Source organism: Streptomyces sp. URMC 123, assembly GCF_051386515.1.
GTDB lineage: Bacteria > Actinomycetota > Actinomycetes > Streptomycetales > Streptomycetaceae > Streptomyces.
The window spans coordinates 27842-41703 of sequence record NZ_JBPQTV010000018.1 but is presented as its reverse complement, the minus strand read 5'-3'; the positions used below and the strand labels follow the sequence as shown (position 1 = coordinate 41703).

Below are 13862 nucleotides of genomic sequence, written 5' to 3'. Positions count from 1 at the left end.
GGGCTCGGGGCCGGCCCCCGCCCCGACCTGGTGCTCCTCAACGACGGCGACCTCACCTACGCCAAGATCCGCCTGGACCCGGACTCCTGGCACACGGTCGAGCGGTCGCTGTCCGGGCTGCCCGACCCGCTCTCCCGCGCGGTCGTCTGGAACGCCGCCCGCGACATGGTCCGCGACGGCGAACTGTCCCCGGCCGCCTATCTGGACGCCGCCCACGCCCATCTGCCGTTCGAGACCGACGTCGCCGTCGTCCAGGGCGTGCTGGCCTTCGCCCGCGGCCGGATCGCCGACCGCTTCCTGACGCCCGAGGCCCGGCCGGTCGCGCTCGCGGCCCTCACCGCGACCTGCCGCGGGCTGCTGCGCGCGCCCCGCTCGGGACCCGGCCTGCGGCTCACCGCCGTGCGCACCCTCATCGACAGCGCCCAGGAGCCCGGCGAGCTCCGGGAGTGGCTGGCCGCCGGCGCCGTCCCCGGCGGCCCGGAGCTCGACCCCGAGCTCCGCTGGCGGCTGCTGGAGCGCCTGGCCGTGCTCGGCGCCGTCACCGACGACGAGATCGGGACGGAGCTGCGCCGGGACCCCAGCGCCACCGGCCGGGAGGGCGCCGCGCGCTGCCGGGCCGCGCTCCCCGACGAGGAGGCCAAGGCGGCCGCCTGGACCGCGCTGTTCGCCACCGACGACCTGTCGAACTACCTGTTCACCGCCACCGCGCAGGGCTTCTGGCAGCCCGAGCAGCTCGACCTCGTACGGGGCTGGGTGCCCCGCTTCTACCGCGACGTGGTCGCCCTGGCCGCGCGCCGGGGGCCCGCCATCGCCGAGGCCGCCGGCCGGTACGCCTTCCCCGCCCCGTGCGTCGACGCCGAGGCGCTGCGGCTGGGCGAGGAGTGCCTGCGCGAGGCGGACCCCGTGCCCGCCCTGCGGCGCCGGCTCGTCGACGAACTCGACGACCTGCGGCGGGCGCTGCGGGTGCGCGGCGCCTGACGGCGTACCCCTGAGGTGCGCGGCGACCGGCGGCGCGCCCCCGATCGGTGGGTTCCGGCCAACGCACCGGAACCCACCGGCCACCTCCCGGCCGCCGCCGTGCCACTTTCGGGTTGCGTTCCGCCGCCGGCGCCGTCCCAGCCGGTCAACCGGGAGAGACTCCAGCCGGCAGCAGAACTCCCGGCTCCCGGAAGGAACCAGCCGATGACCACCGACCAGGCCACGGCCGCGGACCAGCCCCTCGACCTCGTCGGCATCGGCATCGGCCCGTGCAACCTCTCACTGGCCGCGCTCGCCCACGGCGTACCCGGACTGCGCACCGCCTTCTACGAGCAGTCCCCGGAGTTCCGCTGGCACCCCGGGCTGCTCATCGACGGCACCGCGCTCCAGATGCCCTTCCTGGCCGATCTGGTGACCCTCGCCGACCCGACCAGCCCCTGGTCCTTCCTGAACTATCTGCGCGGCCGGGAGCGGCTCTTCCCCTTCTACCTGGCCGAGCGGTTCCACATCCAGCGGGCCGAGTACGACGCGTACTGCCGCTGGGTGAGCCAGCGGCTCCCGGGCCTGCACTTCGGCCACCAGGTGGACGCCGCCCGCTGGAACCCCGAACGCGCCCTGTTCGAGGTGGACTACACCCAGCTCGACCCCGAGGGCGAGGCCGAGGCCCTCGGCCGCACCTACGCCCGCAACCTGGTGCTGGGCGTCGGCACCGCCCCGCACGTCCCCGAGCCGCTGCGCCCGCTGGCCGACGCGCCGGCCGTGCCCGTGCTGCACTCCGCCGACTACCTCGACCACCGCGAACGGCTCCTCGCCGCCGCCCATGTCACCGTCATCGGCGCGGGCCAGTCCGGCGCCGAGGTCTTCCTCGACCTGCTGCGCCACCGCCCGATCGGCCGGGAGGGGCTGCACTGGCTGGCCCGGTCGCCCGCCTTCGGCGCGGCGGAGCGCGGCAGGCTGGGCCTGGAGCAGTTCACCCCCGACCACGCCCGCTTCTTCCACGGCCTCGCCGAGTCCGTACGGGACCGGACCCTGGCCGGGCAGTGGCAGCCGGTGCGGGGCGCCGCCCCGGAGACCCTGGCCGCCATCCACGACGAGCTCTACCGCCGCTCCCTCGCCGGCGGCTGGCCGGACGTCGTCATCACCCCCGGGGTGACCGTGCGCACCGCCGGGCGGGTGGCCACCACCCGGGTCGAACTGCATCTGGAGCATGTGCAGCAGGGCGCCCGCACCCGGCTGACCACGGACGGCGTGGTCCTGGCCACGGGCTATCGCGAGCGGCGGCCGGACACCATGCTCGCGCCGCTGGACCCGTACACGCGCCGGGACGCCGCCGGGCGGCCGCGCGTCACCGAGGACTACCGCCTGGTGCTCGACCCGTCCGTCAAGGGCGCGGTCTATGTGCAGAACGGGGAGCGGCACAGCCACGGGGTGGGCGCCCCCGACCTGGGCCTGGCCGCCTGGCGCAGCGCGGTGGTGCTCAACGCGCTGACCACGGCGGCCGGGGCGGACCGCGAGCCGTTCCCGCTGCCCGAGCGGACGGCGTTCACCACCTTCGGGCTGGAGCGCCGGCCCGAGCGCCGGCCGGCGGCCCCGGCCCCCGGCCGCCTCGCCAAGCTGGTCGAGCCGGCGTGAGGGCCGCGGGTCCGGGGCGTGGGCGTGAGGGCCGAGGGGCCGGGGCGCGGGCGTGAGGGCCGCGGGGCCGGGGGCGCGAAGGCCGGGCGTCAGAACACCGGGACGCCGGCCCGGGTGAGCCGCCAGTCCGTGGCGGCGAACCGGGCCACATCGATCGACCCGGTCTTCTTCACCCAGCCGATGATCGTGTTGCGGACCTCGTCGGAGTTGGCCCAGAGCCGCTTCGCCGCCGCGATGTGCGGGAAGTTGCCGCCGCCGCTCGCCCGGTAGTTGTTCACGGCGAGCACGAACCGCGCCGCCGGGTCCACCGGCTTGTCACCGTGCGTGAGCTTCACGATGCGCGCACCGGGCTCGGCGGCGATGTCGATCTCGTACGAGAGACCGCTCACGACGTCGTAGTTGTAATCCGGGATGCCCTCGGCGTTGGTCAGCTTGGCCGGGTCCACCGGCGCGCCCACCGGGGTGCGGACGAAGTACCGCGCGGAGAACTCCAGGTACTCCTTGAGCTGGGCGCCCGTCAGCAGCCGCGCCTCCAGGGTGTTCTCGAACGGGTAGAGCCCCGCGACCTCCCGCAGGGTGACCTTCCCCGCGGGGATCGCGGCCGTCCGGGAGAAGCAGGAAGCCTGCGACAGCACGGGCAGCCCGGCGTACTCGGTGCCGGCCAGGGCCTCGCGCACCGTCTCGGCCTGCACGTGGTTGATGAAGTCGATGACCGGCGTGTCCTTGTAGGCGGCCTCGGCGGCCGACATCGCCGCGGTGGAGGTGCCGATGACCTGGTTGACGTAGGCGACGACCTTGCGGTGCTCGTCGTCGAGGAGCCGGGTGATCCGCGGGTCCTCGGGGGCGGTGTTGGAGTTGAGCACCTTCGCCGCCACCGACTCCACCGTCCAGCGCCCGCGCTGCCACACCAGGGCGATGTCGAAGAGGGTGAGCCGCTGGCCCCACTTGAGCGGCTCGGAGAGGACGACGTCCCGGCCGGTCTGCGTGTTCTTCACCCGGTACTCGGGGATCTCGGTGTGGGCGTGGCCGACGAGGATGGCGTCGATGCCCGGGACCTGCTCGGCGACGAGCGCGGCGGCGTTCTCGATGTGCGGCAGCTGGTCGCCGTACGAGGACGTGCCGCTGCTGCCGGAGTGCGCCGAGACGATCACCACGTCCGCGCCCATCGACCGCAGCTTGGGCACGTACTTCGCGGCCTGCTCCTCCAGGCCGGGGAAGGTCATCTTCCCCTGGACATGGGCCCGGTCCCAGATGGCGATGCCGGGGTTGGTCAGGCCCAGGACGGCCACCCGCACATCGCGCCCGCAGGGGGTGCGCAGCCGGTGCATGCTGTACGGCGGGAAGGCCGGCCGCAGCGTCTTCGCGTCCAGCGCGTTGGCGCCCAGCAGCGGGAAGTCGCACTGCTCCTCGAACTTCCGCAGCACGGGTATGCCGTAGTTGAACTCGTGGTTGCCGAGCGCCGCCGCGTCGTAGCCGATGGCGTTCATGGCCTGGGCCATGGGGTGCACGGGCCCGTTGGCGCCGGTGATCGGGTCGACCTTGGCGTAGTAGTAGGACAGCTGGGTGCCCTGGATGGTGTCGCCGGCGTCGATCAGGAGGGTGTTGCGGCGGCCCTTCTCGGCGCGGACCTGCTCGACCAGGGTGGAGATCTTGGCGAGGCCGACGTCGTTGTGGGCCTTGTCGTCGAACTCCCGGTCGGTGAAGTAGTCCCAGTTGAAGACGTGACCGTGCAGATCGGTGGTGCCCATGACGGTGAAGGAGTACCGGGGGGAGCGCCCGCGCCCCTGGCCGGCCGCCGCGGCCCGGGCCCCCGTGGCGGGCGTGGCCGACGCGGCCTGTGCGGTCGGCGCGACGGCGGCGCCGGCGAGTGCGACCCCCGCCCCCGTGGCCGCCGTACGGCCCAGGAACTTTCTGCGGTCGATCGACATCAAAGGACTCCCTGTCCGGTTCATGCTGATGCGTGGGGGAGTGGTCATGTCTCCCTGTGACCACCGATGATCACAACGCGCGTAGATTCTGGCCCAGCGGGCCCGCCTCACGACACCCTTCGCAGGTTGCGATCCGGTGACTGCCCGGCGGCCCGCCGGGGTGTCACAGTGGCGGCATGACGACACCGACGGCGCACGGTTCCTCCAGTGGCCCCGACGGCCCCGACGGTCCGGGCGGCCCCGACGGTCCGGGCGATCCTGACAGTGAACCCCGCGGCGCCCCCGACCGGCCCCGCGTCTCCGTGCGCGGCGAGGCCGTGGTCGAGGCCGAGCCCGAGATCGCCCGGCTCGCCGTCGCCGTGAGCGCCCGCGGCGCCGACCGGCGCGGCGCCCTGGAGGATCTGACGCGCCGCAACGCGCACCTGCTCGAGCTGGTCCGGGAGTACGGCGAGGCGGTGGAGCGGATCGAGAGCGGCGCGGTCACCGTCGCCCCGCAGCTCGACCGCCGGGGTCGCGGCGAGCGGGTCAGGGCCTATCAGGGGCAGGTCAGGACGACGGTGACGGTGGCGGACCTCGCCGTCGTGGGCGAGCTGGCCACTCGTTGTGCTGAACTGGAGATGACCCGGGTTGACGCGGTGTGGTGGGATCTGCGCCCCGATTCCCCCGTCCACCGGGAGGTGCGCCAGCGGGCGGTGCGCGACGCTCTGCGCCGGGCGCGCGAGTACGCGGAAGCGCTGGGCGCGCGGGTGACCGCGCTGCTCGAACTGGCCGACGAGGGTATGGTCGGCGCGATGCCCGTGGCCGCGGCGACGGGCGGCGGTGCGCGGGCGCGCGCCGCGTACGCCGGGGCGCACGAGGCGGACACCGCACCCGCGCTGGACCTAGAACCGGAGCGGCGCACCGTCTACGCGGCCATCAACGCCCGGTTCACGATGTCCCCGCCGCGGCTGTAGCCGGAGCCCCGGTGAGGTTGTACATCTCATACCCGTGGCGGCGTACTTCCGGCCCCGATGCTCGATGCGGAGCGTCAGAAAGTTAGGCTAACCTAACCTCCCGCGGGTCGGTCGTGGACTTCCCATGACCGGCCCGTCGTGCCGACTCTGGGCACGAACCCTCAGCATCACGACCGAAGGGCACCTGCCATGCCGAACGGTGCACTGCGCGCCCAACTCCTCGACCGCCAGGCCCGCCGCGAATCCTCCGCCCGCACCTACGCCAGCACCCTCCCGGTCGCCCCGGTGCGCGCGGCGGGCGCGCAGGTCACCGGCGCGGACGGCCGCGGCTACCTCGACTGCCTCTCCGGCGCGGGCACTCTCGCCCTCGGGCACAACCACCCCGAGGTGGTCGCCGCGCTCCAGGCGGTCCTCAGCTCGGGCGCGCCGCTGCACGCCCTCGACATGATCACGCCGCAGAAGGACGCCTTCACCGAGGAGTTGCTCGGCAGGCTCCCCGGCACGCTCCGCGGCGACGCGCGGGTGCACTTCTGCAGCCCGGCCGGCACCGACGCGGTGGAGGCCGCGCTCAAGCTCGCCCAGAACGCCACCGGGCGGCGCGGCATCGTCGCCTTCACCGGCGCGTACCACGGCATGACGCTCGGCGCCTCGGCCGTCTCCGGCCCGCCCCGGATGAGCGGCGCGGTCGGCGCGGACGCGGTCCCGGTGACCCGGCTGCCCTTCCCCTACACCTACCGCTGCCCGTTCGGGGTCGGCGGCGAGCAGTCCGGCGAGCTCTCCGCCCGCCTCTTCGAGAGCCTGCTCACCGACCCCAGCAGCGGGGTCGGCACCCCCGCCGCGGTCATCCTGGAGGTCGTCCAGGGCGAGGGCGGCGTGGTCGAGGGCCCGGACGGCTGGCTGCGCGAGATCCGCCGGATCACCGCCGAGCACGGGGTGCTGCTGATCATCGACGAGGTGCAGACCGGCATCGGCCGCACCGGCCACTTCTGGGCCTGCGAGCGGGCGGGCGTCACCCCCGACATCCTGGTCACCTCCAAGGCGGTCGGCGGCGGCCTGCCCATGGCCCTCATCGCCTACCGCCCCGAGCTCGACACCTGGCGCCCCGGCCACCACACCGGCACCTTCCGGGGCAACACCCTCGCCATGGTCGCCGGCGAGATCACCCTCCGTACGGTCGCCGAGCAGCAACTGGCCGAGCGCGCGGAGAAACTGGGCGAGCGGCTCCGCAGGGGCCTGGTCGAGATCGGCGCCGAGCACGGCGTCTTCGGCCAGGTGCGCGGGCGCGGCCTGATGATCGGTGTCGAGGTCGTCGACCCCGACGGCACCCCCGACCGGCTCGGCTCGCTGCCGGCGAACCCCGGCCTCGCCGCCGCCCTGCGCTCGGCCTGCCTCGACGAGGGGCTGATGCTGGAACTCGGCGGGCGCGACGACACCGTGATGCGGCTGCTGCCGCCGCTGATCCTCAGCGACGAGGAGGCCGAGCGGGTGCTCGGGCACATCGCCGCCGCCCTGCCCAAGGCGATCGCCGCGAGCCGTGTGGAGCGTGGGGCATGACGGAGTCACCGATGAGCGCGGCGTCCGACGCCGACCACATACGCGCGGCCGGCGCCCCGGCCGGTCACCTGAACACCGGGGCCGTGGACGCCGGCGCCGTCGCGGGCGGGGTCGACGGGCCCCGCACCGTACGGCGGCTGGCCGGCGTGGTGCTGAACGCCCTCGAAGAGGGGGCCGCGGCCCGGGGCGGACCGCTGCCCGGCGGCGGCCCCGAGGCCGTGGCCGACCGCGTGCGCTCCGCCTGCGAACCCCTGCTGCCCGCCGAGGGCGTCGGGGCCGAGGCCGCCCTCGACGCGCTCGTCCGCGCCGTCGCCGAGGGCGCGGCCGACCCGGCCGACCCGCACTGCGCGGCCCATCTGCACTGCCCGCCGCTGGCCGCCGGGGTCATCGAGGAGCGCACCACGGCCGCGCTGGCCGAGCTCGTCTACCCCGGCCGCCCCGCGCCCGACTCGATCATCACCAGCGGCGGCACCGAGTCCAACCTCGTCGCCCTGCTGCTCGCCCGGGAGCGGGCCCGCGAGCGCGGCGCCCGCTCGGTGCAGGTGCTGTGCGGCGCGACCGCGCACCACAGCGTGCACCGCGCGGCCTGGATGCTGGGGCTGCCCACCCCGCTGACCGTCGAGTGCCGCGCCGGCCGGATGCTGCCGGCCGCGCTGGACCGCGCGCTGGCCGAGACCCGGGGCACGCCCGCGCTGGTCGTGGCCACCGCCGGCACCACCGACGAGGGCATGATCGACCCGCTGCCGGAGATCGCCGAGGTGGTCGCCACGCACGGCGCCGAACTGCACGTGGACGCGGCGTACGGCGGCCCCCTGCTGTTCAGCGAACGCCTCCGGGACCGGCTCAGCGGAATCGATTCAGCGGTCTCCGTGACCTTCGATCTCCACAAGCTCGGCTGGCAGCCCGTCGCGGCCGGCGTGCTCGCCGTGGCGGACGCCTCGGCCCTGGAGCCGCTCGCGTTCCGCGCCGACTACCTCAACGCGGACGACGACACCGAGGCCGGCCTGCCCGATCTGCTCGGCCGCTCCATCCGCACCTCCCGCCGCCCCGACACGCTGAAGGTCGCCGCCACCCTGCGGGCGCTCGGCCGCAGCGGCCTCGGCGGCCTGGTCGAGGGCTGTGTGGCCGCCGCCGAGCGGTTCGCCGGCGCGATCGACGCGCACCCGGCGCTGCGCCGCCGGCCCGGCCCCGTCGGCATCAGCACCGTGCTGTTCCGGCCGGCCGCCGCCGACGCCCTGCCCGACGAGCGGGGCGACGAACTCGTCGCCGAGGTCCGGCGGACGCTGCTCGCCGAGGGCCGCGCGGTGCTCGGCCGGGCGCTGGCCGAGGACGCCGACGGCCGGCAGCGGCTCTGGCTCAAGGCCACCCTGCTCAACCCCGCCGCGCGGGACGAGGACCTCGCCGGGCTGCTCAAGCTCGTCGCCGACAGCCGGCCGCTGATCGACACCGCCGCCGACGGCCGGCCGCCGGCCGACGCCGTACCGGCCGGCCCCCGCGCCGGCGGTGGCCCCCGCGCCGACGTCCGCGCCGCCGCAGACACCCGTACCGACGGAGGTATCCGATGACCCGGTCAGAAGCCGGCGAAGAGCCCCTCGATCTGCTCGGGGTGGGCACCGGCCCCTTCAACCTCTCCCTCGCCGCGCTGGCCGACGGCGTACCCGGGCTGACCGCCGCCTTCCTGGAGCGGGCCGGCGCCTTCCGCTGGCACCCCGGGCTGCTGATCGAGGGCGCGACCCTCCAGGTGCCGTTCCTGGCCGACCTGGTGAGCCTGGTCGAGCCCGCCAGCCCCTGGTCCTTCCTGAGCTATCTCAAGGCCCGGGGACGGCTGTTCCCCTTCTACTTCGCCGAGCGGTTCCACATCGACCGGGCCGAGTACGACGCGTACTGCCGCTGGGCCAGCGAGTCGCTGCCGAGCCTGCGCTTCGGCCACCAGGTCGACACCGTCCGCTGGGACGCCGGGCGCGGGGCCTTCGAGGTGGACTTCACCCGCCTCGACCCCGACGGCGGCGCCGACGGCGTGGGCCGGCTCTTCGCGCGCAACCTCGCGCTCGGCATCGGCACGGCCCCGCACGTGCCCGAGCCGCTGCGCCCGCTCGCCGACGACCCCGGCCATCTGGTGCTGCACTCGGCCGACTACCTGGCGCACCGCGAACGACTGCTGACGGCCCGGCATGTGACGGTCGTCGGCTCCGGCCAGTCCGGCGCCGAGGTGCTGCTCGACCTGCTGCGCGCCCGCCCCGCCGGCGCGGAGGGGCTGACCTGGCTGGCCCGTACGCCCGCGTTCGCGCCCATGGAGTACAGCAAGCTGGGCCTGGAGCAGTTCACCCCGGACTACACCCGCTACTTCCACGGGCTGCCCGAGGCCACCCGCGACCGGGTGCTGCCCGCCCAGTGGCAGCTGTACAAGGGCGTCAGCGCCGAGACGCTCGGCGACATCCACGACGAGCTCTACCGGCGGACCCTGGAGGGCGGCTGGCCGGACGTGGCCCTCACCCCGGGCGTGGAGGTGACCGCCGCCCGGGCCGAGGGCGGCCGGATCGCGCTGAGCGTGACCCACGCCGAACAGGGCACCGCCGCCCGGCTCACCACGGACGCCGTGGTGCTGGCCACCGGCTACCGCGAGCGCCCGCTGGACGGGCTGCTCGCCCCGCTCCGCCCCCACCTCGGCCGCGACAGCGCCGGCCGGCTCCTGGTCGACCGGCAGCAGCGGCTGGTGCTCGACCCGGCGATCGGCGGCTCGGTGTTCGTGCAGAACGTGGAGCGGCACACCCACGGGGTCGGCGCGCCCGACCTGGGCCTGGCCGCCTGGCGCTCCGCCGTCATCCTCAACGCGCTGACGGGCCGCGAGGTCTGCCCGCTGCCGGAGCGCACCGCGTTCACCACCTTCGGGCTGGGCGACCGGGCGACGGCCGCCGACGAGGCGTCACAGGACGGGGCGAGTGCGGACATCTCCCGCATGACGCTGCCCGGTCCGCGCCTCCCGGCCTCGTGACCTGCGCCTCGGTCCCGCCCTCCGGGCTTGCGCAATAAGTAAGGCTTACCTAAGTTATACCCGGTCGTCGCTTCGGCAGCCGGAGAGAAAGAGTTCACCATGACCCCGACGCTGGAGCCCTCGAATCCGCAGGGCGCACCGCACACCTCCCACCGCGCGGCGCCCTCGGCGGTCGCCGACGCCGCCGCCACCGAGAACATCCTCCGCTGCTGGGTGCGCGAGACCGGGGTGCCGCAACCCGCCGACGGCGTGCTGCGGTTGACCCTGCGGGGCTCCGCCACCACGGTCGAGGCCCCGGTCCTGCACTGGTCCGCCGCCGGCTGGCACCGCTTCGGCCCCGCCCGGCTCGCCACCGGCACCCCCGTCCCGGCCACCGCCCTCGCCGCCCTGCTCGGCGTCGAGACCGCCGCCGGCGACCCCGCGGCCGTGGCCGACCTCACCGGCCGCGTCAGCGACTCGGTGCGCCGCGTCGAGGAGTTCGTCCGGGCCCGCCGCGAGGCGCCCGCCGACCCGGCCGGCACCACCGCCTTCCTCGCCGGCGAGCAGGCCCTGATCACCGGGCACCCGCTGCACCCCACCCCCAAGAGCCGCGAGGGCCTCACCGACGCCGAGGCGGCCCGCTACTCGCCCGAGCTGCGCGGCGGCTTCCCGCTGCACTGGTTCGCGGCCGACCCCTCCGTGGTGCACGCCGACTCCGCGCTCGACACCAGCGCCCAGGACCTCCTCGCCGGCTTCGCGGGCGACCTGGCCGCCCCCGACGGCATGGTCCTGATGCCCGCCCACCCCTGGCAGGCCCAGGACGTCCTCACCCGCCCCGGCGTACGCGCCCTGCTCGACGCCGGCCTGCTGCGCGACCTCGGCCCCGCCGGCCCGGAGTGGTACCCGACCTCCTCGGTGCGCACCCTCTACCGGCCCGACGCGCCGGTGATGCTCAAGTTCTCCCTCGGCCTGCGGATCACCAACTCCCGCCGCGAGAACATGCGCTCGGAGCTGCTGCGCGGCCTGGCCGTGCACCGCCTGCTCGACGCCGGCCTGGCCGCGGCCCTGCGCGCCGCCCACCCCGGCTTCGACGTGGTCCGCGACCCGGCCTGGCTCGCCGTGGACACCCCCGAGGGCGAGCCCACCGGCCTCGACGTCGTCGTCCGCGACAACCCCTTCACCACCGACGCCGAGGTCCAGGCCGTCTGCGCCGCCGGACTCGTCGCCGACCGCCCCGACCTGGCGGACGGCCGCTCGCAGCTCGCCGCCGTGATCCACCGGCTCGCCGAGGACACCGGCCGCTCCGTGGCCGACACCGCCCAGGAGTGGTTCGCCCGCTACCTGGAGCACGTCGTCGCCCCCGTGCTGTGGCTCTACGCCGAGTACGGCCTCGGCCTGGAGGCCCACCAGCAGAACACCCTCGTCGTCCTCGACGCCGACGGCTGGCCCGCCGGCGGCCGCTACCGCGACAACCAGGGCTTCTACTTCTCGCCCGGCCGCAGCGACGCCCTCTACACCTGGGTGCCCGGCGTCGGCCGCGACCTCGGCACCTATGTCGAGGACGACGTCATCGACGAGCGGCTGGCCTACTACGTCGGCATCAACAACCTTCTCGGCATGGTCGGCGCTCTCGGCTCCCAGGGCCTGGCCGCCGAGAGCGACCTGCTGCGGCTCGCCGACGCGGCCCTCGGCAAGCTCGCCGCCGCCCACGGCGACCGGCTCCGGCTGGCCACCGCGCTGCGCACCGAGCCCACCCTGCGCTGCAAGGCCAACCTCCTCACCCGGGTCCGGGGCATGGACGAGCTGACCGGCCCGCTGGAGGCCCAGTCGGTGTACGTCGACATCCCCAACCCCATAGCGGGGGTGGCCCGGTGACCCGCGCCGCCCGCACCCTCTGCGAGACGAAGCTCGACGCGGGCGTCTTCACCCTGCGCGCCGTCGACCCCGTCGCCGACGTCGAGCTGGTGCACGGCTGGATGAACGACCCCGAGGTCGCCCGCTACTGGGAGCTGGCCCAGCCCGTCGAGCGGATCGGCGCCTACCTGCGCCAGCAGATCTCCAGCGGCCACTCCACGCCGTACCTCGGCTGCCTCGACGGCGCCCCGATGAGCTACTGGGAGCTGTACCGCGCCGACCTCGACCCGCTGGCCAACCACTACGCCGCCAAGCCCCGCGACGCCGGTGTGCACCTGCTCCTCGGCCCCGCCGAGACCCGGGGCCGCGGTCTCGGCGCCGCGCTGCTGCGCGCCGTGTCCGCCTTCCAGCTCGACAGCGACCCGTACGCCGAGCGCGTCATCGCCGAGCCCGACATCACCAACGTCCGCTCCGTGCGCACCTTCGAGCGCGCCGGCTTCCGGATGATCCGCCAGCTCGACCTGCCCGACAAGCGGGCGGCGTTCATGGTCCGGGAGCGGATCTCCGCCCCCGAGGACGCCCACGGCCCCGAGCCGACGGTGGCGACGGGCGCCGCGCGGTGACGGCGGCAGCGGAAGCGCCGGTGACCGCCCCGGTGTCCGTACGGGGCGGGGCCGGGGCCGCCGGCGCCGCGCCCGCGGCCCGCGCCGGCGGCCGGTCCGTGCTGCTGGCCGCGGCCGGCCTGCACATGGTCACCCAGTCGGCCCTCGCCCCCTTCTACCCGGCCCTCTTCCGGGCCGCGTACGGGGTCCGGGAACTCGCCGCCACCGGGCTGTTCCTGGTCCTGTGCCAGGTCGCCGCGGTGGTCGCGCTTCCGCTGTGGGGGCGCGCCTCGGCGCGCTTCCCGCTCGCCCGGCTGCTGACCGTCGGCCAGTCGGCCGCCGTGCTGCTGGCCGCCTCGCTCGCCTTCGCGCCCTCCTACGCGGTGTTCACCGCGCTGTCGCTGGCGCTGATCGCCGCCAAGGCGGTGGTCCTGCTCGCCTACCCGGGCCTGGCCCGCAGCCACCCGGGCGGGCTGCTGCCCGGGGTGGTGCAGTACGTCGCCGTGCTGCACGCCGCCTCCGTGGCCGCCACCCTGCTGGGCGCGGTCGTGGTGTCGGTGCCCGACCCACGGGCCGCGCTGCCGCTGCTGGCCGTGCTGGAGGCGGGGCTGCTGCTGGCCTGTGTGACCGTGCTGGGCCGCGGCGCGCGCGCCGGGCGGTCCGAACGGGCCGCCCGGGGGGCCGCGTCCGCGGCCGCCGGGGCCCCCGAGGCGCGGGACGCCGGCCCCGGCCGCGCCCCGCTGCTGAGGATGGCCGGCTATGTGCTGGTGACCGCCGTCGCGGTGTACGCGGTGCGTCCGTACTTCACCGAGTACGCGGCGGGCGGCGGCGCCGGCACCCGGCTCGCGGCACTGCTGTTCGTGCTGCCGCACCTCGCCGTGCTGGCCACCCTGCCCGCCGTCGGCGCGCTCCACCGCCGCCTCGGCGCCCGGCTGCTGCCCGCCGCGCTGCTGGTCGGCGCCGCGGGGCTGCTGGTCCAGACGGCCACGGCCGAGCCGCTGCCGCTCGCCGCCGGCCGGCTGCTCTTCGGCGTCGGGCTCGGCCTGAGCCAAGTGGCCCTGGACGAGCGGGTGCTCGCCGGCACCGGCACCGGACCCGCGTACAGCGTCATCGCCGCCGCCCAGACCGGCGGGCTGCTGCTCGCCCCGCTGGTCGCCACCGCCGCCGCCACCTGGGCCCTGTGGGCGCCGCTGCCGGCCGGGGCCGCCCTGCTGACGGCGCTCGCGCTGTTCGCGTCGCGGTCCGTCCCCGCGCCGGCCCCCACCCCCGCGCCGGCCGGTGCCACGCCGGCCGTTCCCGCGCCGGCCCCCGTACCCGAACCGCCTCCGGCGGCCGCCCCGGCCACCGCTTCCCCCGCGCCGGCGGCGGACCACTGAGCGGCCCACCGAGA

At 75.8% G+C, this 13862-nt stretch carries 10 protein-coding genes; 9 read left to right on the top strand and 1 reads right to left on the bottom strand.

Translation table 11 applies throughout. The features are described from left to right. Window positions 1-978 (top strand): ERAP1-like C-terminal domain-containing protein (locus ACSNOD_RS04720; RefSeq protein WP_436765440.1); only part of this gene is annotated, 978 nt, incomplete at its 5' end. 204 nt (window positions 979-1182) lie between these two features. Continuing rightward, on the top strand, window positions 1183-2610 hold the full coding sequence (locus ACSNOD_RS04715; protein ID WP_436765439.1) for a lysine N(6)-hydroxylase/L-ornithine N(5)-oxygenase family protein: 1428 nt from the start codon (window positions 1183-1185) through the stop codon (window positions 2608-2610). Window positions 2611-2699: 89 nt separating this feature from the next. On the opposite strand, the gene ACSNOD_RS04710 is transcribed toward ACSNOD_RS04715, so the two are convergent. Continuing rightward, the gene (locus tag ACSNOD_RS04710) at window positions 2700-4538 is read right to left on the bottom strand and encodes a bifunctional metallophosphatase/5'-nucleotidase (protein ID WP_436765438.1); all 1839 of its coding nucleotides are present in this window, start codon (window positions 4536-4538) and stop codon (window positions 2700-2702) included. A gap of 176 nt (window positions 4539-4714) precedes the next feature. On the opposite strand from ACSNOD_RS04710, the gene ACSNOD_RS04705 reads away from it, so the two are divergent. From ACSNOD_RS04705 to ACSNOD_RS04675, 7 genes are all read left to right on the top strand, one after another. Continuing rightward, window positions 4715-5491: an SIMPL domain-containing protein gene (locus ACSNOD_RS04705; RefSeq protein ID WP_436765437.1), complete on the top strand. Its 777-nt coding sequence runs from the start codon at window positions 4715-4717 to the stop codon at window positions 5489-5491. Between the two features lie 189 nt (window positions 5492-5680). Further along, entirely contained in the window at window positions 5681-7045 is a 1365-nt protein-coding gene (locus ACSNOD_RS04700; protein ID WP_436765436.1) for a diaminobutyrate--2-oxoglutarate transaminase family protein, read from the top strand. Next, a complete protein-coding gene (locus tag ACSNOD_RS04695) occupies window positions 7042-8610 on the top strand; it encodes a pyridoxal phosphate-dependent decarboxylase family protein (RefSeq protein ID WP_436765435.1) in 1569 nt (522 codons plus the stop codon). Before ACSNOD_RS04700 ends, ACSNOD_RS04695 begins: the two co-directional genes overlap by 4 nt. Beyond that, window positions 8607-10037, top strand: coding sequence for a lysine N(6)-hydroxylase/L-ornithine N(5)-oxygenase family protein (locus ACSNOD_RS04690; protein ID WP_436765434.1), 1431 nt, complete (start codon window positions 8607-8609; stop codon window positions 10035-10037). Before ACSNOD_RS04695 ends, ACSNOD_RS04690 begins: the two co-directional genes overlap by 4 nt. Window positions 10038-10136: 99 nt before the next feature. Continuing rightward, a complete protein-coding gene (locus tag ACSNOD_RS04685; RefSeq protein WP_436765433.1) occupies window positions 10137-11891 on the top strand; it encodes an IucA/IucC family protein in 1755 nt (584 codons plus the stop codon). Continuing rightward, window positions 11888-12493: a GNAT family N-acetyltransferase gene (locus ACSNOD_RS04680; protein WP_436765432.1), complete on the top strand. Its 606-nt coding sequence runs from the start codon at window positions 11888-11890 to the stop codon at window positions 12491-12493. Before ACSNOD_RS04685 ends, ACSNOD_RS04680 begins: the two co-directional genes overlap by 4 nt. A gap of 20 nt (window positions 12494-12513) precedes the next feature. Continuing rightward, window positions 12514-13848 carry a hypothetical protein gene (locus tag ACSNOD_RS04675; protein WP_436765431.1) on the top strand — a complete coding sequence of 445 codons (1335 nt, stop codon included), beginning with the start codon at window positions 12514-12516 and terminating at the stop codon, window positions 13846-13848. Window positions 13849-13862 lie beyond the last annotated feature (14 nt).